The sequence below is a fragment of the Microcystis sp. M44BS1 genome, assembly GCF_020244875.1.
Classification (GTDB): Bacteria; Cyanobacteriota; Cyanobacteriia; order Cyanobacteriales; family Microcystaceae; genus Microcystis; species Microcystis panniformis.
Genome location: NZ_JADBVM010000077.1, coordinates 1 through 20,443, shown reverse-complemented (window position 1 = coordinate 20,443; position 20,443 = coordinate 1). Strand labels below are relative to the sequence as shown.

Sequence of the window (20,443 nt, the reverse complement as noted above, 5' to 3'; positions counted from 1 at the left end):
CAGTTATCAGTTAGGGACTTGCGCTTTGATAATGTACCTTTTGGGCGAACGCAGTTCGCCCCTACATTGTGGACAAAATCCGTTACTGTAGGGGCGCAAAGCTTGCGCCCTCCGATCGATTGGGATATTATTCCCACGCAAGTCCCTTATCAGTGACTACTCCTGTCTCCTATAAAAAATATGGAAGTACAATTTCGCGAATTTAATCCTTTTGATGTCTGGTTTTGGCTGGAATTTTCGACGGTTCCCTCGAATATGGAACAGCAGTATGTAGAAGAAGTTTTTGCCTCTTGGTTTTATTTGGGTAAATTAGGAGCTTTCAATGCCGAAAACCTACAGGTACAGGAGGTGGGAATCGATATTAGTTATATGGAATACGATCCAGATATGGCCGAAAATGCCTTCATGTCACCGATGCACAATATGACCGATTTTGAATACTTAGGTACTTGGGGACGTTGTTGGTTTGACCTTGGTACTAGCGATCTTATTGCTTTAGATATTTTAATCAATGCCTTGACCCAATTAAGTAAGGATTTTGTCGATATTAAACGTTTAATTATCGGGGGAGAAAATCAAGATTGGCCAGTCAGCGATCGCAGCAATTATCTCTTTAGCGAATAATTAGGTTTTACTGAAAAAGTTTCTTGGTGGAGTCAGTATTCAGTATTCAGGAGGAGATAGGGTGATAGGGTTTTGGGGTGATAGGGTTTTGGGGTGATAGGGTGATGAGACAGCTTCCCCACTCCCCCACTTCCCCACTACCCCACTACCCCACTTCCCCACTTCCCCACTTCCCCACACCCCACACACACCCCACACCCCACTTAAAAACATCTATGCTTAATCTCGTCTCTCTTCCAGAAATTCCCGCCGCTGCTTGGAAACGTCCTCTGGGCAAAGGTTGGGAAAAACCCTACAGCGTCCGTTACGCCAGCAATTTAGATGATGGTCCTTGGCATGGGATGCCTCTGGGGGGATTTGGGGCCGGTTGCATCGGACGTTCCCCCAAAGGTGACTTTAATCTCTGGCATCTGGACGGTGGTGAACACAGTTTTAATAGCCTTGCGGCCTGTCAATTTAGCATTTTTGAACAAACAGAAGACGGAAGCGCCCAAGCCTACGCTATGGCGACGGAAAGCCCCAAGGATGGAACATTATCGCGCTGGTCGTGGTATCCAGCCGAAAAGGGAACATATTCTGCCCTTTATCCCCGCAGTTGGTACGAGTACAAAGATGTTTTTCAGACTCAATTAATTTGCGAACAATTCTCACCAGTTTGGGCGCATAATTACCAAGAAAGTAGTTATCCTATAGCCCTATTTGAATGGACGGTTCATAACCCCACCGATAAACCGATTACTATTAGTATTATGCTGACTTGGCAAAATACAATCGGTTGGTTTACTAACGCGATTAAATCCCCAGTGGTTAAGGTGAGAGATGATGGTAGTCCCGTCTATGAATATCAATCAAAATGGGGGGAAAGTGAGGGTAATTATAATCAATGGATTGTCGATAATTTCCGCGTTGGCTGTCTGATGCGTCGGGATTACGAAAACCCTGGGGAAGGGGATGGACAGATGGCGATTGCCAGTATCACTAATCCGAGTCTAGAGGTATTTTATCTGGGTAAATGGAACCCTGCTGGCGATGGGAGCGAAGTTTGGGATTATTTCGCCATGAATGGCTCTTTACCGGATATTGAGGACGAAACTCCCGCCCAAAAAGGGGAACAAACGGCCACGGCCATGGCGATTCGTTTTACCATTCGTCCGGGGAAAACTCGCAAAATTCCTTTTATTTTAGCTTGGGATTTACCCGTCACGGAATTTGCCCAAGGAATTAACTATTATCGTCGTTATACGGACTTTTTCGGTCGCAATGGTCAAAATGCTTGGGCGATGGTACGCACAGCTTTAAAACACGGCGACACATGGCGAGAAAATATTATTAACTGGCAAAAACCGATCCTAGAACGCACCGATCTGGCCGATTGGTTTAAAATGGCTTTATTTAACGAATTATACCTCCTAGCTGACGGCGGTACTCTCTGGACGGCAGCCACGGAACAGGATCCTATCGGTCAATTTGGGGTCTTAGAATGTATTGATTATCGTTGGTATGAAAGTCTTGATGTGCGTCTCTATGGTTCCTTTGGGTTATTGATGTTATGGCCGCGCTTAGAAAAGGCCGTCATGGAAGCTTTTGCTAGGGCAATTCCCAGCAGTGACGACACTCCTCGGATTATCGGTTATAACCAAGCTAGTGCCATTCGTAAGGCTAAAAATGCCACTCCCCACGATTTAGGCGCACCCAATGAACACCCTTGGCAAAAGAGCAATTACACCAGTTATCAAGATTGTAATCTCTGGAAAGATTTGGGCAGTGATTTTGTTTTATTAGTTTATCGGGATTATTTATTAACGGGGGCTAAAGATGAGGATTTTCTGCGGGAATGTTGGCCGTCAATTGTCCTGACTTTGCAATATTTAAAAACTTTTGACCTTGATAACGATGGCATCCCTGAAAATTCCGGCGCACCAGACCAAACCTTTGATGATTGGCGTTTACAGGGAATTAGTGCCTATTGTGGTGGTTTGTGGATAGCAGCCCTAGAAGCGACGCTTAAAATTGGGGCAATTCTTGGAGAAGATACAGCAATTTTTGCCAGTTGGTTACAGCAATCTCGCGCTATTTATCATGATACTCTCTGGAATGGAGAATATTATAATTTAGATAGTGGCAGTGGTTCCGATGTGGTCATGACTGATCAATTATGTGGTCAATTTTATGCCCGTTTATTGGCTTTACCAGATGTGGTAGAAAATCAATACACGCAATCAGCTTTAAGTAAGATTTATCAGGCTTGTTTTCTCAAGTTTCATGGGGGAAAATTTGGGGCAGCAAATGGGTTAAAACCCGATGGTACTCCCGAAAATCCCGAGGCAACTCATCCCTTGGAAGTTTGGGTAGGAATTAATTTTGGGTTGGTGGCTTTTTTGATGCAAATGGGAATGGAAAAGCAAGGATGGCAAATTACAGAAGCGGTGGTGAAACAAGTCTATGAAAATGGCCTACAATTTCGCACCCCGGAAGCAATAACATCGGTGGGAACTTTTCGCGCCTGTCATTATTTACGCGCCATGGCTATCTGGGCTATCTATGGGGTTTTGACGGAATTTCAGGGATAAATTTTCTTGGAGATATCCCTCTTTTCTCAACTTCAATTTCCCTCCTTGAATATTGGCTAAAAAATGTTCACCATGTCACATTATGGGCGATTGGTTGTGGTGTATAGTGTAGGTCTTTTCTTCGATCAGATTTGCTCATCACCATAACCTTAAGAGAGTCGAGTAATTTAGATAGTCAAGAGCTTAAGTAGGTAGGCGTTAAAAATTATCAGATGCCCCCCTTATCAAGGGTAGATCCCCCCGCCTATCGGCACCCCCCTTATCAAGGGGGGCAGGGGGGATCGAACCTAAAATCCATTTTTAATTTAATTATTAACCAGCTACTTATTTTATTCTTGTTCTAAAGTGGCAAAAACCGTTTAAAATTGAAAATTAACAGGGATAGGAAGGCTCTGTAACCGCACGATCATGGCTAAAATTGTCGGTGTTCACGGTATCGCGCAAGAATTTAGGGGTAGCCACACGATTTCTGCTGAGTGGTTGCCAAGTCTCAAGGATGGATTGAAACTCGCAGGAACCGAGTTAGAGTCCGATACCGATTTTCGTTGCGCGTTTTACGGAGATATTTTTCGGGGAAAATCGAAAGCGATCGGTATCCCGAACTACGATGTTAATGATATCGATTCCGATTGGGAAAAAGAATTACTCCAGTCGTGGTGGCAAGAAACGGAACGAGTGGAAAATAATCATCCCAATGCGGATAGCCTTTTGAGAGAAAAATCTACCCCGAAAATTATCCAGAGAGCTTTGTCGGGGTTAAGTGAATCTCGGTTTTTCGGTGGCATTGCCGAGAAATTGGTTATTTTTTATCTTAAGCAAGTGGGGGGCTATTTACACGATCAAAAGCTAAAACAGCAGATTCAAAAGCGAGTGATAGAATCTATCGATGAAGATACGCGGGTACTTGTGGCTCATTCTCTCGGTTCGATCGTCTGTTACGAAACTTTATGTCAGCATCCAGAATGGCCGATTAAAGTCTTTGTCACCCTCGGTTCTCCTTTGGGGATAAGACAATTAATTTTCGATCGACTGCAACCATCCCCCCGCAATAACCTGGGGTGCTGGCCCGGAAATGTGAAAAGATGGGTGAATATCGCGGACAATGGCGATGTGGTGGCGTTGACAAAGGAACTCAACCCTTTATTTGAGGGAACTGTCGAGGATAAGCTAGTTTATAATGGTTGCGAGGCTCACGATGCCAAAAGGTATCTGACGGCGGTTGCAACTGGGGAAGCGATTCGATCGGGGTTAATCGATTGATGGGTAATGGTATGGATGAAGAAATCAAGTATTATCTAATTGCTTGTGGGACGAAGGATTACAACGCATTCGAGCAATTACCCAGCGTCGAGACGGATTTAGAACTGGTGAAAAGTCTGTTTACCAGTGGTTTTGGATATGAAAGAGTTCTGCCAAGTTTACACTTGAATCCCACAACTAACGATCTTAAAATACTATTCCCTAATTGGCTTCGGGATAAAGAGCGACATGGAACGAAAAATATTCTTATTTTTTACTATTCTGGTCATGGCGAATATTGTCAAGGTGATAGACATTATCTCATACTGGAAGACACAAATAGTGACGATATACCTTCAACGGCTTTACCGACTCAAGACTTAGTTCTTCCTATTAAAAATAACCAAGTAACAATCTCTCAAGTTCTCTATATTATTGACACTTGTTACTCCCAAAGTGGTGCGGGAGATATTATAAAATTCGTTAGTAATGCGATCAAACAATATGAAGCGGTTCGAGGAGCTAATATAGCTATTCATGTTATGGCAGCTTGTAGGTCAAAAGATACAGCGATCGAAGGCGTTTTATCCCGATCGCTGCAACAAGCTCTCGATGACATAAAAGCGATCGAGTTTTATTCCCACTCTGGATATGTCGATCTAGGTTTGTTGGTTCATAAAATGAACCAAAATGTTGACAGTAATCAGCGTGTTAATTATTCTGCGCTAGGAATTGAAACCCATGCTATCTTTTTTCCTACTTATCCTAAAGCTGACCAAAAATGGGAAAATCAACGATTTAATTTAATCGAAAAACTTTTCAATATTTTAAATATTAATTCCGATAATAGTTTATTTTTAATCAACTCTTTTCTGTTAGTCTATGAGGATCCCAAATCATCATCTATTTCAAACATAGAAGAGCTTAGAGGAAAACTAAAAGATTTATCTAGTAAGCCAGTTAATAAAGAAATATGTCCTTTGATTTTATTTTCTGAATGGTGCAGGTTGAAGTTATTTAAGGATCAAAACCGAGATATTGCTGAAGATATTGATACTTGGAAAGGTGAAGCTGTTCGATATAGGGATGGTGTGCAGTTAGACACAATCAAGAAATATGCGAGAGAATTGTGGGATAAATTTAATAAAAATATCGAACTAGAAGGAAGAATACAAATTGTAATCTCACCCGCAATTGATAAACATAATAATACTGGCTTACAAACAGAATATTTTTATGTAAATACGATGTTTTTTGTGGGAATAAACAATAAAATTAAGTTATGGAATATCTATAAAAAAGAACAAGGTTTTATGTTAGAAGAAATGCAAGATAGTTTCTATCAGGTAATTCCTGAAATGTTTTACTATTTACCCAATCAAGCGAGACTAGAGATTGAATTTTTCCTTCCATTTGCTTTGCTGAAACACTCCCTAGAAGATATTAAGTTTAGATGCGGTGAGGGGCCATCTATCGGATACGAGTATCCTGTTTTTATTAACTCCTTTGATCGCTATTTCGATGAAGATTTCCGAGAGATACGCGACAAGATCGAGGAGATCAAGAGAGCTTTATGGGAAAATAATAGCGATCTTGACCAGAAAGATTACTACATCGGAACCGAACCATCGATCGCCGATCTGGAAGATATCGTGGAATCCCTGCCGATCGCCGTCTGGAGTCGAAACGCCAACCAACCGATGACAGACGAGGAGCTAAAACCCTCGGAATGGAGAAATTGGCCCGATAAGACCAAAGAATTACGCAGAAACAAGCGAAAAATCGCCCTTTTCTGGGACGATCTATACCCCAAACCCTCCCCGAGACCGAGACCTCTAAACACGAGAGTGGTGGAATCCAATGGCCAATAAACCAGTTTCCAAAGCAGAAGACCTTCGCATCTATCGGGGTTTGACCCTGAGCGCGAACAGTTTACCCACACCCAAAGAACAAAGAAAACACCTCGATCGCATCCCACCGCCACCCCCTTGGCGCAGTTTTAGCCTGTCCCCGGAAGAATGGACAAAAGCGGCAAAATCGCAGGAAATACCGCCCGAACAGGGAAAAATCGACCCTAGGGCTTTAGGATTCGTCGCGGATAGGAAAGCGGTGGAATTGGTGAATGCTGCCCTCTGCTTGCGTCGTCCCCTACTGATCGAGGGCAACCCCGGCGCCGGCAAGACTTCCCTGGCCTACGCAGTGGCCCGGGAATTGGGATTACCCGGCCCCTACCGTTGGTCGATCGTTTCCCGCACCACCCTTAAAGAGGGTCTTTATGCCTACGATGCGATCGGACGGTTACAGGAAGCTTCCCTACAAAGACAGAAAGTGGGAGAGGGGGGAGAGTACGAGGAGCCGGATATCGGCAGCTATCTAAGATTAGGTCCCATGGGGATGGCTTTTTATCGATCCCTTCCCGGACGACCGGCGGTGCTGCTAATTGATGAGATCGATAAAAGCGATATCGATATGCCTAACGATCTCCTCCATATTTTCGAGGAGGGATTTTTTGAGATACCGGAACTGACACGATTAAAAACCGGCGACCAATCGGTTCTTCCCTATCGCGGTCAACAGGACGACAGCGAGGAAAAAATCCCGATCGATCGAGGTTGTGTGTCTTGTCAGGAGTTCCCCCTAGTATTCATGACCAGTAACGAGGCCCGGGAGTTTCCCCCCGCTTTCCTGCGTCGATGTTTGCGTTTAAGACTCGAACAACCCGACAACGAGGATGATTTCTATCGGATACTAGAGCAACGTTTCCCCCCGGAGAGCCTGAATCAATTGGACGAACCGGCCAGAAATCTGATCCGGGAATTTCTCCATCGAATCAAACGCAAAGACAAACTAGCCACCGATCAACTGCTCAACGCGGTCTATCTGTTACTACAGGGAAACGACCTCACCGCCACCGATCGCCAATCGCTGCTAGACACCATCTTTAAATCCTTGCAAGGGTAGGGGGAGAGATGGAAGGGAAAAAAGCCATCTGGTGGGAAGACGAGAGGGAAATGGCAGAACTGATCTGGTGCGCTGCTTACCTCGATCGAATTATTGCGCCTTGGTCGATCGAGCAGTCTGAACAGTCGGAAGCAAACTCATCTAATGATAAGGAAGATAACCGGTCATCCGGCAGCGGTGAAAAAACCCCTCCCCCCGGAGCGATCGAGTCAACGCTCCCCGTTGCCTATCCCGAAAACATCGATCGCCAGACGCAGACCTCCCGGAAGCGCGATTCGGTCGAGAGCGATCGTTCTTCTCCCGTTCGCGTCCCCGATCCCTTTCCGATACCTGAACCCACCGCCATCAGTAAGGCAATTCTCCCCCTAGCGCGTCGCGTGCCTGGATTACGGGCCGACGAGTTGGATATCGAGGTTACAGTGGAACGGACGGCCGAAGCGGGGGGATTACCGATGCTCGCTTTCCGACCCCCCCTAGAACGTTGGTTAGAGGTTCACCTGTTGATCGATCGCTCTCCCCCGATGGAATTTTGGGGAGATCTAGCGGGGGGAATGACCACTCTCTTCCGTTGGCAAGGCTTTTTTAGGGATGTGCGGGTTTGGTGGTTCGAGACGGGTGAAAATGAAGCTCGTTTGCTTTCTGGCGCCGGGCAAATCGAACGGAACCCTCGCAGTCTGGTTGCACCCTCCGGAAACCGACTTTTTATCGTCCTAACCGATACTTTGGGGAAAGCTTGGCGATCGGGGTCTGCCTTCGCCACCCTAGCGGATCTGGGCAAAGAACACCCCGTCACCATTGCTCACATCTTCCCGCAGGAGCTATGGCAACGAACCGCTTTAGAGGGAGCGATCCTCCGGCCTTTGATCGCACCGGGTCCCGCTTCTGCCAATGCAATACTGCAAGTGGGGGAAAGACTCCGCACGAAGCAGATTCTCTATCGGTTCCCCATTTTCAATCTATCCCCCGCTCACTTTGCAACCTGGGCGAAATTTATCGCTGGGAGCGGTGGTAACTCGATTCAGGGGGTTTTAATGGGAGCAACCACTGCGGGGGTGAATATGGGTGAAACCGGAGAAGAAGAGGCAGCCGCTCCGGAAGCGGAATCCCCGGAAGAGTTATTGAGAGGCTTTTTAATCGATGCCAGTCCCTTGGCCCGAGAACTGGCTAAAGTGCTGGCGGCCGTTCCCCTGATTCCTCCGGTGATGCGATTGGCACAGCGGCGATTTTTACCCGATAGTAAACATTGGCATCTAGCGGAGGTCTTTTTTAGCGGACTGGTCGAAAAATCTACCTTTAGTCCGGAGGGAGCGACGGTTCCGGATGCTTGGTACGATTTTTACCCCGGCATTCGTCAGCTACTGTTGGCAGATAGTGCCGCTAGACGCACGATCGATATTTGGCGCGGCATCGGCGATTATATTCGCGACCATTACGGTGAATTTCGCGATTTTTCGGCTCTAATCCCCAATCCACAGGGTTCTCTAGAGGATGCAGTCAGCGATCGCTCTCTCTATTTCGCTGAGGTGGACGCGGCTGTTCTCCGCACTTGGGGGGGAGAGTACGCCGATATCGCCCAAAACATCGAGGAGAGAGTGAGGCAGCGAAAACAGGAAATCTTGACCCCCGAAAAACTCCTAAAATTCACCTTCGAGACCCTATACGTCGATAAACGGGGAGAAATTACCAAAAGAAAACCCCTGGAGGCCTACTACTACGAGGAACCCCTAGGGGAGGGAATCGAACCCCTAACCATGGTTGCTATCCCGGGGGGCGAATTCCTGATGGGTTCACCGGGAGAAAAGGACGATTCCGAGTCTGAAAAACCCCAACACCCCGTGAGCGTCAGTGCCTTCTACCTGAGCCAGACTCCGATTACCCTGGCGCAATGGCGGTTCGTGGCCCACCTACCGAGGGAGGGAAAAGACCTCGATCCAGACCCCGCGCGCTTTAAGGAAAGCGATAACAACCCCGTCGAGTCCGCGAGTTGGTACGATGCGATCGAATTCTGCGCCCGTCTGTCCCGTCACACGGGAAAAAATTACCGTTTACCAAGCGAGGCCGAGTGGGAATACGCTTGTAGAGCGGGAACAACCACTCCCTTCCACTTTGGCGAGACGATCACGGCAGAACTGGCGAATTACAATAGTTCAGAGGTCTATCAACAAGAAAAGGCGAAAGAATCCCCAAAGAAAACCACCCCCGTCCGCTCCTATCCCCCCAATGCCTTCGGGCTGTACGACATGCACGGGAATGTTTGGGAGTGGTGTTTAGATCCGTGGCACAAAGATTATCAAGGCGCACCGCCCACAGACGGGAGCGTTTGGGACGAAAAAAATATTGATAATCGTTATGAAAACTTATTAAATAGTATAAATGAACTCTTGACTTACGACCGAAAATGTGTGCTGCGGGGCGGTTCCTGGGGCAGCGATCCTGCTTTCTGCCGTTCCGCGATTCGCGACGGCCGCGACCGCCGCGGCTACCGCAGCAGCAATGACGGTTTTCGGGTAGTCTGCGTATTCGGGAGAACTCTGTAACCCTTTTCCTCTTTTTTTCCCTTTTTACCCTCATTCCCTTTTCCGGAATTTTTTTGGGCAAGCTATAGTACAAGCGTATTGGTTTAGGGGTGGTCAATTACCTGGGGGGTGCAGATCCCCCCTGCCCCCCTTGATAAGGGGGGTGCCGATAGGCGGGGGGATCTCCCTTGATAAGGGGGGTGCCGATCCCCCCTGCCCCCCTTGATAAGGGGGGTGCCGATAGGCGGGGGGATCTCCCTTGATAAGGGGGGCATCTGATAATTTTTAACGCCTACCTACTTAAAAATAAACTTGAGTCAACGTGAAAAAACTGTCCTAACTTTATAGCTTGTTTTTCTGTTATTATTTGTTGACCAATAAGAATATCAGAAACTATGGTTTTTGAACCTAGTATATCTGATAAATCTTTTTCTTGTAAGTTGTTAGCTTCCATGAGTTCCCAGAGTATTGAATGGGGTTCTGATTTTTCAAGGGGATAATGATCTTGTTCGTACTTTTCGATTAAAGTCAAGAGTAAATTTAACAAAGTGGTTTCTTCTAGACTGCGATTTTCTCGATGAGATAAGGCCTCAGCTAGGTTAATAGCCTGTTCGTTTTCTGCCTCGTTTTCTATCACTTTTGGTAGATACTCGGCTAGTAACCTTCCGTAGGTATCACGGTTTAAAGTAAGGGTCATTTTTCCACTCATCTTTGTCATACTCCCCGTGAGTCAAAATGTACTTGATGTAAATTACTTGGTCTTTGTAAACGATATCTACAATTAAACGATAGGGATTACCTTTGATATTAAAGACCGTGAAATTACCAACAGCTTCCGCTTGAGAATACACAGCTTGAACTTCAGCCAGGTTTTTCCACTCTGCTTTACTAGCAATTTTATACCAAGTATTAATGGCATTAACAGCCTCGGCGTGTTTTCCAGAAAATTGCCGCAGTTTTGTACGGCTGATGATGTGCATATTCTTATTGATTTAGAATAGCTATTGTATTCTAGTTTATCATAGCCTTATTTGCGCCACCAACCCGATGTCGGGGGGGGCAGGGGGGGTGAGGGCGATTAACCATTTCTGCCATTACTTATGAAAAATGGTATTATCCAACAGAGTTTTTAGATTTATTCAGCAAACCCTAATTACAAACACTTACTTAACATCATTTTACCGTTCCCCGTTCTCTTAATCCTCTTTCAGATCGCAAATCAGCAACGCCTGGGGAGAGTTTGCTGATAGCCAAGGGCTAAGAGATGACAGAGTTGGTGATATAGTAACTAAAGATCACACTTAAATCTAACCTTGCCATAGATGCACAAATCTCGAATCTGGCAACCCCAAAAATCTCCCGTCTCTAACATCAGTTTTAGCGATGAAATGAGGTAAGAATTTTGACCAAAATAATTAGCGATCGCATTGCCGTTTATCTGCTCATCGGTGGACTCCTGTTTAGAACAATCATCGCCCTGGGGCTTTATCCCGGGTATGATGAAGCCTATTATTATGTTTATAGCCATAATCTAGATTGGAGTTATTTCGATCATCCGCCAATAGTAGCGATTTCCACGGGTTTTGGGACTTGGATCACGGGATTAGTCAATCAATTTACCATTCGCTTCGGGACTCTCCTCCTCTATACTGGCAGCCTCTGCTTGCTCTATCTGACGGCTTTAAAATTGTTCAGTCTGCCGGTCGCCAGAATGACTTTAGCGATCGCAACCCTGATCCCCATCTATGGGATTGTCTTCGGGATTCTCTCGCAGCCAGATAGTCCTTTAATCTTTTTTTGGTCATTAACAGTCTATTTAGCTGCCCAAGAATTCTGGCCAATTCGGGAAAAAAACTATCATCCTAGCTATCGTCTCGCTTATATTGGACTTGCCGTAGGATTGGCGGTTTTAAGTAAATATCATGGCTTTATTTTGGGCTTTGGTTTAGTTTTATTTTGTCTGACCACTCCCCGCTATTGGCCTGTATTTAGATCGCCCTGGTTGGGATTAGGATTTATTCTCTTTTTGATAACTTTATTGCCAATTATCTACTGGAATATTAACCATGATTGGATTTCCTTTCGCTTTCATTTAGAAGACCGTTTTTCTGGAGAACCCAAAGCCTTTAATATTCTCGGTATTCTCTCGGTTGTTGGCATTAGTATCGCCACGATGTTTCCTCCTTTCGGTCTGCCGATGTGGTGGGTGACATTTAAAAGCTTTGCCGAACAAATTCCTAACTTTATCTCGAAAAAAAGATTTTTTCATCGAGAAGAAGAATCACTAAAAAAATGGTTAATTCTCTCGGTTTCTCTGCCCTTAATCCTGGGAATGCTTTATGTAGGTGCTTCCCATTATCTCGCTCCTAGTTGGATTTTACCCGGGTTCTGGTCCTGCACAATTTTATTAGGAGAAAAGGCCAATACTTGGCAGCAATCTTCTCGAATCTGGGTAAAAAGATGGTTATGGGGATCGGGAATTTTTATCGTTACTGTTTTATCTATAGCAATGCTTCATGTTACTTTTGGCACTTTCCAAAAACCTAGTCAATACGCAATTTTTGGGGGAATTATTGCCCCAGAACAAGACCCTTCTCGGGAAATTGTCGATATCAATCAACTGCGCCAAGGCTTTGCTAATTCGCCCGAATTATTAGCCCTCTTAAAAGATTCTAGCTTCGTTTTTACCAATAGTTTTTATGTGACAGCATGGCTAGATATGGCTCTTTATCCCCTAGTTCCTATTCCCGTCACCTGTTTTAACAACGATCAAAGGGGTTATCAAATTTGGTTTAATCCTCAAGAATGGATCGGTAAAAATGGTTTATTAATTACTACAAATAGTTCTCTAGAAAGACCAGAAATAATCGATCGCTACCGTCCCTATTTCCAAGATATAACTAAAGTAGCTGTCATTCCGATCAAGCGCGGTGGTGTCGCCATCGAACAATTTCATGTTTACCAAGCTAAAGGACTAATTAAAACTTATCCTTAAAGCAGTTATAGCGGATAGGGGATAGATAAAATAGTCCATATATACTGATAACTTCTATCTCCTGAATTTTGTAAACTTTTTTACTTTTTACTTGGTAAATATGTCCATTCATCGAGTGCGTATTGCTAGAGATAAAGGGGAATTTGTCCAGTCCTTAGTTAATTTTAATCAGGGAATTGGACCCTTTCAAACCTATGCTGATGTCATCGCTTTTGCGGCGGCTTTAGGGGTAAGATATCAAGAGAGGGTGGCGATAGAAAATGTAGCGAAGGAACCCTCACCTATTAACCTAGAAATTTTTATTTCTCGTGGCTACGATACCCTAATCAAATTATTGGCAGTCAATGAATTGCAAGACACGAAAATTCTGTCTCCCCACGGGGTAGATTCGGAAGCTTTGCGAGTGACAATTTTCGAGGAATATGCCAACGCCGGTTTAGCAAGATTAGAACGAGAATTGCGCGGTGCGGTGGATTATACTGAAAGATTATTGTTAATTATCAGTCAAGAACGTTTTCGAGAAATTACTGCCACAACGGAATTCGATTTAGGCAGATTTTTGTAGTAGAAATCTTAGTTAAGTACCTAAGTAAAATTAATTACACATATCTAACCACCTCTTGCCTCTTGCCTATCTTCACTAGGAAATTAATTTTGCACGACTACTTATCAGTGTAGTTTGGTATGGGCTTTTTTCTCATAGGTGCGTTCAAATTTTGTGCGGGTGTAATTGGCAGCGATCGCTATTGCTAAAGCCAAAATTGCGAAAATAAGGGCAGTAATTTGATAGATAGACTGATTTGGGGATAAAATTGCCAGTAAAACTAATAATATCCCCATTAAAATTGCGATCTGTTTAGTTTTTACCATTTTTTCATGGGCATCGCTACAGGTGCGACAGTGGACAGTGTGACGAGAATAGCGATCGAGGGGTAAAGGATCGGATAAATCGATCGCCGTTGTCCGCTGACTGGTGTAGCCTTGATAGTAGGGAAAAGAGTCCCCATAGCGATCGAACCATTGACGTAACTCAATCACCAAGGCATCGGAACTTTTTAAGGGTAAGTATAATTTTTGTAAACTATCTCTTGACTTTTCCACCATTTGCTGCTGACTTTGAATTAAAGGTAGATCATCTTCGAGGATGCGACTTTGACGCAGATGTTCCAACCAGCGCCAACGGTATTGACGGGAGTTAACGGCAAAATTTTGGTAACGTCGCACCAGTAAGCGAGAACGACCTTGACCGAGAGAAATCCCGTATAAAGCCAATCCAGCATACCAATGGGGATTAGGCATAGAAAAACGATAATGAACGAGATTAGGGGCTATAAAATCCAGATATTTCCAGCTTTCCTGCGGATTGCGGCTATTGCGCCACTGACTGCGAATTCCCCGCGCCGAGATTTCGAGGATTTGGAAGGCCAACGGTTGAGCATTTTCCCGTTTTGCCCCGAATTCGCTGCGATCATGGCTAATATTAACATGGGCGGGATCGAAGAGATTTTCGAGTAAATAGCCCTGTTCGTAGGGCAAATCGATGACATAATCGGTATGGACACAATTGGGGTCTTCTAGGTCTTTGATGATAGGAATATCGCTTTCTTTCGCTGTTTCCTCTTCTCCTAACCAAACCCAGAGGACTCCCTGACGTTCCACCACCCGATAGGATTTAACCTTGGCATTGCGAGGAATCGGGGTATTGACTGGCAGTTGCGGAATATGGGAACATTTTCCATCCGTCTCGAACTGCCAACCATGGTACAAACATTCTAAACGCCCAGCGATCATCTGTCCGGTGGAGAGTTTCGCCAAGCGATGGGGACAGCGATCGAGCAAACAGCCCCATTTTCCCTCTTGATCGCGAAATATTAGCAATGGTTGCCCATAAAGAGAGAAAGAGTAGGGATTTTTTTGCCAATCCTGCACAAATAACACAGGATACCAACAATTTTGGTAGTGAAAATAGTCATCCCTAGGGAGGGGTTGAGATTGATCAGTGCTTGTCATGGGGATGAGAGAGAAAAAATATTGATCTTGATCATAATATCGGTGCGGCCAATTGATCTCTGTTTTTCTACTATCTTTTAATTAATCGGAAAGAGACTAGGAGAGGTTGGAAATTCCCGATAGGCGTTAATTGTAGCCAGAAAGTCGATTGTAAAGTCTTTTATTGATTTCGTATAGTAGCCAAATAATTAAAGAACAGATAGAGATGAATATCAAAGGTTTTTGAGTCAGTAAATTCTGCAAACTCCAGAATAGTTGCTGCGGTTGAGTGATTAGATACCAACTATTCAGTCGGAGAAAACGCCCCAGATAGATACCGATCGCACTTAAAAAATGGAGAGTTATTTCTAGGGGTAAAACTGCTGAATTTAGCTGACTTTGCTGACAATAACTTTTTAAATTAAGTAAGGAGAGAACGTATAGCTGAAAGCCAAGGAAAATAAAGATACTATACTGGGGAATTAAAACTAAAAAAATTAAACTTTTGGCGTAATCCTGCTGAACATAAGAGATTAAATGAATGCTATCGGTGAGAATATAGGGAGCATTGGGTAAAAAAAGCACAAAAACTAAGAGAATTAACCACCAGAGTAGGGAACGATCGAGGGCGATCCGAAATAGCCAAAAGCTAAGGATAAAGGGGATAAAGGCCAGAAAAGAATTCCAGACAATTCTCTCGGTGCTAAGGTTAAATAATTGCCAAGCATTGTGCCACCAATCCCTAGTTAAAATTATCGTTAAATCTGCCCAAATCATCCCTTAAATACCAGTCTCCTCTAGGGTTGATAAATATCCTAACCAATGTTTTAAAGATTCCGGTAAAGGGATTCTTTGTCTATTAGTGGGAGCGATGCACACATGGCGAGTTTTCGCTTTTGCGACCATGATTTCAGCCAAATAAATTTTATAATGCAATTCAAACTCGTTTTCGCTTAGGGATCGGACAGTGAAATCAATCTGTATTTGATCGCCACAAAAAAGAGGCCGAAAAAACTGTATTTCCGCTTGAGTAATCGGTAGGGCAACCGGAGAATCTTTCAAAAAATCCTTGATATTGATGCCAAATTGTGCTAAAGAAAACTCGTAGGCTTCATGACAGATCGAGAGAAGATGGGCAAAGTAAACCACACCTGCCGCATCGGTATCGGCCAGATAAATTAGGCGCTCGTAGGACATAAAAGGCTTATTGTCTTTCTAGAAAGGTTAAACTATCTTGTAGTTGTCTTAACTCGTCCCGATGAGCTTTGACAGTTAATTCCGTTTGCTGAGATTTGCTTTCCACTTTAAAAGCCACTTCTTCTAAACGGCCGACTTTTTGCCAATAGAAAACACCTGCGAGGGGAGATAAACCCACAAGAGCAAAAATATAGGGATTAGTATCGGGAAATAACACCGATAACACCAGTGAGAAGCAAAATAAACCCAAGGCCGCCAAAATTGTCAAAAATATCGCTAGAAAGGGGCTAGGCGGCACAAAACCCTGTAATCTGACAATATTCTGTTCGGGTTCGATCGCTTTGACTTGATAGGAACGCCGGTCAAAATAATCTCGCAGTTGTTCTAATAGTTGGTCGTCACTGGTACTGGTAAGATAGACACGCTGTTCGATACGCTCTTTGACGGAACCGCGAATAAAAAAGAATAATCCCACCATGAGCAGGAGAGTCAGAAAAAAAGTTGAGGAAAGAACGGAGGTATCCATGGCGGCAGTTAGGAGCGAAAAAACTTACAATTAATCCTAATTATCCTAACCTATCTTCTCCCCCGATTTAGAAGATAGACCCTAGGAGCAAAACCTCGATCGAGAATCAGAAAAATTTAACCCCAAGGCAGATTCATGGGCAACAATCTATTAACAGGATTAATCGAACCCTTACAGTATAGTTTCATGCAGAGATCCCTAATTGAAGCTATCATCGTCGGGATCATTTGTGCGGTGGTGGGAACCTACCTGATGGTACAACGTTTGGCCCTCTTGGGCGATGCCATCAGTCACTCGGTCCTACCCGGATTAGCGATCGCTTTTATTGGTAATTTTAATCTTCTCCTGGGTGCTTTACTAGCCTCAATGGTCAGTACCCTACTGATTAACTTAATCCGTAATCGTTCCCCAATCAAAGAAGATGCGGCCATGGGTATCGTTTTCTCGGCTTTTTTTGCCCTTGGCATCACCCTGATCACTCTCATCCAAAAAAACAACAAAATTGACCTTAATCACTTTCTCTTCGGCAATATTCTCGGTGTTACTGCTGCCGACATTCGCGATACCCTAATTATTGCCGTTATCGTTTTATTAACCGTTTTGCTCCTGTATAAAGAACTATTATTCTACACTTTCGACAAAATCGGAGCGCAAGCGGCGGGTTTACCAGTAAATTTATTAGATTTAGGCTTAATGCTCCTGATTGGTCTGACAATCGTTGCTAGTCTGCAAGCGGTGGGAGTAATCCTCGTTTTGTCCCTTTTGATTACCCCCGCGGCCACTGCTTATCTTTTAGTTACCCGTCTCCATCAAGTCATGGGTGTGGGTGTGGGTGTGGGTATTATTTCTAGTATCAGTGGGATGTATTTCAGTTATTACTGGAATTTACCCTCTGGACCGGCGATCGTGCTTGTCGCTTTTAGCCTATTTATGTTGGCCTTTTTATTCAGTCCCCGTCAAGGAATTTTCACTCATCCCTCTAGTCTAGGTGGTCAACTTTCTATCTGGGGAGAGATGAAAAATTTGTTGAGACGACGTTAGTTTGCAGCAGAAGGTGGGGTTTTTGGCCAGTGATCAAAAAAAGCCGACGACTGACGACTAAAAAACTGATAACTGCTATAAGTAGGTGGGTGGAATTAAATATAAGATGAACGTAGGTTGGGTTGAAGCATGAAACCCAACGCCCGATTATGTTACGCTACCGCTAACCCATCCTACAAATAATTGTGCCTCCCTACTTAAGTAGTCGGACAAAATTAATTTCCTAGTCGAGACTCCGAGACAGCAGAGGATGCCCTATCCGGTTATACTTCATCTTTATGATAAACGCCTTAAGTAGGTTTGGCTGAATAAATCTAAAAACCTTGTTGGGTAAGACTTTTAGACTTTTTGTCAATCAAAAAGTACCAGATCTGGGAGTGATCGGGGGGAAAATTCCTGGACTTTTTCCCTGAAAATTAGGTAATTGACCCCCTCAAAATCGGTAAAACCCTACACCCCCCCTGGGTTGGGGAGGCCACACCCTGTCCCCAGGAAAAACTTTTTCAGCAGACCCTAAGCAGGCGACAGTTTTTGAAAAATGGTATAAGAACTATAAATGTCGATTGATCGACTTAAATCTTAAACTAAATAATCAAGCCCGAATCGCCCGGTATTGGAGGGACAAAACAACTCGTGAGTATAACTGATTTAATCCAAAAAGGCGGAGTGGCCATGTGGCCACTGCTTTTTCTGTCTATTTTAGCTCTTAGCACTATTATCGAACGAATTTGGTTTTGGAGTCGTACTCTCCTCAGTGAGGGCCAGATTTTAAATCGCATTATGGAATCGGCCATCCGTAACTGGGATTTGGCGGCAAAAGTCGCCGGAGATTCCCGCAATCACCCCATTGGTAGCTATCTTTATGCTCCCCTGCGCTTAGAAAATCCAGATCCAGAGGTTTTTCACTTTGCCCTCGAATCGGCTGCCGATGAACAATTATCCCTAATGAAACGGGGCGATAAAATCCTTGAGGCAGTCATTGCCCTTTCTCCCTTGTTAGGATTATTAGGGACGGTACTCGGTTTAATTACCTCTTTGGCCAATATACAATTAAGTGACCTGGGAACTTCCTCCACAGCCGGAGTAACTTTAGGCATTAGTGAAGCTTTAATTTCCACCGCTACAGGCTTAATTGTCGCTATTTTTAGCCTCGCTTTCTATCGTGTTTTTCAGGGACTTTGGTTCAATCAAGCCCGAATTTTTCGCAAGGCTGGCAGTGATTTAGAAATTATCTACCGTCAACGCTGGTTACACCAAGAAGACCAACAATACACCCTCAGTGCTAACCTAGAAAAACCTCTCGATCGCTAAGTCTCCCCCTAATAACCCATGGCCGAAACTAAATCTCTTAACCACAAAAAGCCCAAAAGTAGCCATATTACGGCTCGTCCGCTCAAATTATGGCATGATCAACACCGCATTCAAGAGGATGTGCAGGTTAATATCATCCCCTTGATCGATGTAATTTTCTGTATTCTCACTTTCTTTATTCTCGGTGCAGTGGGATTATCTCGCCAACAGGCTATCAGCCTCGATTTACCGAAAGCTAGTACCGCCACCACCCCGATGCGGGAAATGTTGGTGGTTAGTCTCGATGATTTCGGACAACTCTACGTCGAAAAACAAATGGTGACTCGCGCCCAGTTGTTCGAGGCGATCAAGAATTATCATCAATATAGTCCCAATGGACTGATGGTACTGAATGCCTCCAGAAATGCCAGTTATAACGAAGTGGTTGGGGTTTTAGACCTACTGCGACAGGTAGGCGGCGATCGCGTGGCTTTAGCGACTCTATCGGGGGAGGCTAACAATCCCAGCCTGGAAAATAGCAATCCTTTGCCCAATTTGCCGACTAATCCCACCTTGCCCAGTTTACCCAATCCTCTGGGCAGAAATTAACTAGGAATGGATGCGATAGTTGAGTAATTGTTCTTCGAGAGCAGCAATGCGATTGTAGGCCGCTGTCAATTGTGCCGTTAATCGGCGAATTTGGATTTCATCGGCAAAAGAATTATCGCCATTGACAGCTGGCGCTTGTTTGCCACCGTGATCCCGGAGAATATCTTTATGATCGTAGAGGCTATTATCGGATAACTCGGAAAAACCGACCATTTCCAGGGATTCTCCCAGGGAATGACTCGATTTATCCCCAGCTAGGATAGCAATTTGCTGGCTGAGGCTTTCGACAATATCCTGTAAACGCTCGACTTTCCGATCAAGAGTGATAATCTGTTGTTGTAGTCCATTCATGCAATTACCTAGGGATTAAGGATGTTTCCCCTCTATGCTAGGCTCTGGAGGAAATGGACTATAACAATTTATGATTGATTTAACGATCCCTTTACTACCCTTAACGAAAATTTTACTAACCCCGCCCTAAAAGGGACGGAGCTTGCCTAAACCAATTTAGGCGACGCAAGTAGAGACTACCGCATCGAGACACAATCTGGCCCAGACCTCCGAATGCTTCCCTAGTTCGGATTCCCTCTAAGCTTTATTGGTAAAGCGTTGTTAGACAAGACATCTGGCGTTGTCATACTAAATCCGTTGAGTAACCCACAGAAAACGGGTTTCTCGGAGAAACCCGTTTTCTGCTCATGCAAGAGGCAAAAGGGGTCATAAATAATCAGTTTTTAATAACCGGATTTAGTATCACTGGACTTCCCCCATACATAAATACTAAAAAATTAACAAAACCCTTACTGCAGGTCGCTTCTAAGAAAAAATTGAAAAGAGGCTACTGGGTACATTTTTTACTTGAAAATGGCTGTACCGTTGACTGTAT

Annotated in this window: 19 protein-coding genes and 1 pseudogene; 12 read left to right on the top strand and 8 right to left on the bottom strand. The window is 44.3% G+C overall.

Annotation, left to right across the window (positions count from 1 at the left end; all coding sequences use genetic code 11):
- Positions 1-180 precede the first annotated feature (180 nt).
- Positions 181-624, top strand: a complete 444-nt coding sequence (locus IM515_RS04760; RefSeq protein ID WP_002752631.1) for a DUF3531 family protein — start codon at positions 181-183, stop codon at positions 622-624.
- Between the two features lie 39 nt (positions 625-663).
- Here IM515_RS04760 and IM515_RS04755 read toward each other — a convergent pair whose 3' ends face one another.
- On the bottom strand, positions 664-837 hold the full coding sequence (locus IM515_RS04755; protein ID WP_287697890.1) for a hypothetical protein: 174 nt from the start codon (positions 835-837) through the stop codon (positions 664-666).
- Positions 838-839: 2 nt separating this feature from the next.
- On the opposite strand from IM515_RS04755, the gene IM515_RS04750 reads away from it, so the two are divergent.
- From IM515_RS04750 to IM515_RS04730, 5 genes are all read left to right on the top strand, one after another.
- Positions 840-3,194, top strand: coding sequence for a GH116 family glycosyl hydrolase (locus tag IM515_RS04750; protein ID WP_287629878.1), 2,355 nt, complete (start codon positions 840-842; stop codon positions 3,192-3,194).
- Between the two features lie 408 nt (positions 3,195-3,602).
- Positions 3,603-4,454 (top strand): hypothetical protein, encoded by an 852-nt coding sequence (locus IM515_RS04745; protein ID WP_287629877.1) that lies wholly within the window; start codon positions 3,603-3,605, stop codon positions 4,452-4,454.
- Positions 4,454-6,304, top strand: coding sequence for a VMAP-C domain-containing protein (locus IM515_RS04740; RefSeq protein ID WP_346304846.1), 1,851 nt, complete (start codon positions 4,454-4,456; stop codon positions 6,302-6,304). The genes IM515_RS04745 and IM515_RS04740 overlap by 1 nt, the downstream gene beginning before the upstream one ends.
- Positions 6,294-7,394, top strand: a complete 1,101-nt coding sequence (locus IM515_RS04735) for an AAA family ATPase (RefSeq protein WP_287629875.1) — start codon at positions 6,294-6,296, stop codon at positions 7,392-7,394. Before IM515_RS04740 ends, IM515_RS04735 begins: the two co-directional genes overlap by 11 nt.
- Before the next feature lie 8 nt (positions 7,395-7,402).
- Positions 7,403-9,931, top strand: coding sequence for an SAV_2336 N-terminal domain-related protein (locus tag IM515_RS04730; protein ID WP_287629874.1), 2,529 nt, complete (start codon positions 7,403-7,405; stop codon positions 9,929-9,931).
- A gap of 271 nt (positions 9,932-10,202) precedes the next feature.
- Here IM515_RS04730 and IM515_RS04725 read toward each other — a convergent pair whose 3' ends face one another.
- Both IM515_RS04725 and IM515_RS04720 read right to left on the bottom strand, forming a co-directional pair.
- On the bottom strand, positions 10,203-10,619 hold the full coding sequence (locus tag IM515_RS04725) for a helix-turn-helix domain-containing protein (RefSeq protein ID WP_287629873.1): 417 nt from the start codon (positions 10,617-10,619) through the stop codon (positions 10,203-10,205).
- Positions 10,585-10,890 carry a type II toxin-antitoxin system HigB family toxin gene (locus tag IM515_RS04720; protein WP_287629872.1) on the bottom strand — a complete coding sequence of 102 codons (306 nt, stop codon included), beginning with the start codon at positions 10,888-10,890 and terminating at the stop codon, positions 10,585-10,587. Before IM515_RS04720 ends, IM515_RS04725 begins: the two co-directional genes overlap by 35 nt.
- A 422-nt stretch (positions 10,891-11,312) precedes the next feature.
- On the opposite strand from IM515_RS04720, the gene IM515_RS04715 reads away from it, so the two are divergent.
- Complete coding sequence (locus IM515_RS04715; RefSeq protein ID WP_287629871.1) at positions 11,313-12,905, top strand: ArnT family glycosyltransferase; 1,593 nt, start codon at positions 11,313-11,315, stop codon at positions 12,903-12,905.
- A gap of 100 nt (positions 12,906-13,005) precedes the next feature.
- Entirely contained in the window at positions 13,006-13,470 is a 465-nt protein-coding gene (locus IM515_RS04710) for a DNA phosphorothioation-associated protein 4 (protein ID WP_002738176.1), read from the top strand.
- A 104-nt stretch (positions 13,471-13,574) separates the two neighbouring features.
- Here IM515_RS04710 and IM515_RS04705 read toward each other — a convergent pair whose 3' ends face one another.
- The 4 genes from IM515_RS04705 to IM515_RS04690 form a co-directional block, all read right to left on the bottom strand.
- Positions 13,575-14,915, bottom strand: a complete 1,341-nt coding sequence (locus IM515_RS04705; protein WP_287629870.1) for an aromatic ring-hydroxylating dioxygenase subunit alpha — start codon at positions 14,913-14,915, stop codon at positions 13,575-13,577.
- A gap of 126 nt (positions 14,916-15,041) precedes the next feature.
- Positions 15,042-15,671 (bottom strand): DUF1361 domain-containing protein, encoded by a 630-nt coding sequence (locus tag IM515_RS04700; protein ID WP_287629869.1) that lies wholly within the window; start codon positions 15,669-15,671, stop codon positions 15,042-15,044.
- Positions 15,672-15,674: 3 nt separating this feature from the next.
- On the bottom strand, positions 15,675-16,091 hold the full coding sequence (locus tag IM515_RS04695; RefSeq protein WP_287629868.1) for an acyl-CoA thioesterase: 417 nt from the start codon (positions 16,089-16,091) through the stop codon (positions 15,675-15,677).
- Between the two features lie 7 nt (positions 16,092-16,098).
- Positions 16,099-16,617: a cofactor assembly of complex C subunit B gene (locus IM515_RS04690; RefSeq protein ID WP_287629867.1), complete on the bottom strand. Its 519-nt coding sequence runs from the start codon at positions 16,615-16,617 to the stop codon at positions 16,099-16,101.
- A gap of 135 nt (positions 16,618-16,752) precedes the next feature.
- Here IM515_RS04690 and IM515_RS04685 point away from each other — a divergent pair, with 135 nt between their 5' ends.
- The 3 genes from IM515_RS04685 (at position 16,753) to IM515_RS04675 (ending at position 19,557) form a co-directional block, all read left to right on the top strand.
- Complete coding sequence (locus IM515_RS04685; RefSeq protein ID WP_002787905.1) at positions 16,753-17,658, top strand: metal ABC transporter permease; 906 nt, start codon at positions 16,753-16,755, stop codon at positions 17,656-17,658.
- A gap of 672 nt (positions 17,659-18,330) precedes the next feature.
- Positions 18,331-18,969 carry a MotA/TolQ/ExbB proton channel family protein gene (locus IM515_RS04680; protein ID WP_002771110.1) on the top strand — a complete coding sequence of 213 codons (639 nt, stop codon included), beginning with the start codon at positions 18,331-18,333 and terminating at the stop codon, positions 18,967-18,969.
- 18 nt (positions 18,970-18,987) lie between these two features.
- Positions 18,988-19,557, top strand: coding sequence for an ExbD/TolR family protein (locus IM515_RS04675; RefSeq protein ID WP_287629866.1), 570 nt, complete (start codon positions 18,988-18,990; stop codon positions 19,555-19,557).
- Here IM515_RS04675 and IM515_RS04670 read toward each other — a convergent pair whose 3' ends face one another.
- Entirely contained in the window at positions 19,558-19,908 is a 351-nt protein-coding gene (locus IM515_RS04670) for a hypothetical protein (protein ID WP_002771113.1), read from the bottom strand.
- A 347-nt stretch (positions 19,909-20,255) separates the two neighbouring features.
- On the opposite strand from IM515_RS04670, the pseudogene IM515_RS04665 reads away from it, so the two are divergent.
- Positions 20,256-20,443 (top strand): annotated as a pseudogene (locus IM515_RS04665) (hypothetical protein); the annotation flags it as partial.

Coding starts and splice junctions, on each gene's coding strand:
- IM515_RS04750 (WP_287629878.1), top strand. CDS start 840: ATGCTTAATCTCGTCTCTCTTCCAGAAATTCCCGCCGCTGCTTGGAAA.
- IM515_RS04680 (WP_002771110.1), top strand. CDS start 18,331: ATGTGGCCACTGCTTTTTCTGTCTATTTTAGCTCTTAGCACTATTATC.
- IM515_RS04705 (WP_287629870.1), bottom strand. CDS start 14,915: ATGACAAGCACTGATCAATCTCAACCCCTCCCTAGGGATGACTATTTT.
- IM515_RS04690 (WP_287629867.1), bottom strand. CDS start 16,617: ATGGATACCTCCGTTCTTTCCTCAACTTTTTTTCTGACTCTCCTGCTC.
- IM515_RS04735 (WP_287629875.1), top strand. CDS start 6,294: ATGGCCAATAAACCAGTTTCCAAAGCAGAAGACCTTCGCATCTATCGG.
- IM515_RS04760 (WP_002752631.1), top strand. CDS start 181: ATGGAAGTACAATTTCGCGAATTTAATCCTTTTGATGTCTGGTTTTGG.
- IM515_RS04730 (WP_287629874.1), top strand. CDS start 7,403: ATGGAAGGGAAAAAAGCCATCTGGTGGGAAGACGAGAGGGAAATGGCA.
- IM515_RS04700 (WP_287629869.1), bottom strand. CDS start 15,671: ATGATTTGGGCAGATTTAACGATAATTTTAACTAGGGATTGGTGGCAC.
- IM515_RS04685 (WP_002787905.1), top strand. CDS start 16,753: ATGGGCAACAATCTATTAACAGGATTAATCGAACCCTTACAGTATAGT.
- IM515_RS04720 (WP_287629872.1), bottom strand. CDS start 10,890: ATGCACATCATCAGCCGTACAAAACTGCGGCAATTTTCTGGAAAACAC.
- IM515_RS04670 (WP_002771113.1), bottom strand. CDS start 19,908: ATGAATGGACTACAACAACAGATTATCACTCTTGATCGGAAAGTCGAG.
- IM515_RS04745 (WP_287629877.1), top strand. CDS start 3,603: ATGGCTAAAATTGTCGGTGTTCACGGTATCGCGCAAGAATTTAGGGGT.
- IM515_RS04675 (WP_287629866.1), top strand. CDS start 18,988: ATGGCCGAAACTAAATCTCTTAACCACAAAAAGCCCAAAAGTAGCCAT.
- IM515_RS04740 (WP_346304846.1), top strand. CDS start 4,454: ATGGGTAATGGTATGGATGAAGAAATCAAGTATTATCTAATTGCTTGT.
- IM515_RS04725 (WP_287629873.1), bottom strand. CDS start 10,619: ATGAGTGGAAAAATGACCCTTACTTTAAACCGTGATACCTACGGAAGG.
- IM515_RS04710 (WP_002738176.1), top strand. CDS start 13,006: ATGTCCATTCATCGAGTGCGTATTGCTAGAGATAAAGGGGAATTTGTC.
- IM515_RS04755 (WP_287697890.1), bottom strand. CDS start 837: ATGTTTTTAAGTGGGGTGTGGGGTGTGTGTGGGGTGTGGGGAAGTGGG.
- IM515_RS04695 (WP_287629868.1), bottom strand. CDS start 16,091: ATGTCCTACGAGCGCCTAATTTATCTGGCCGATACCGATGCGGCAGGT.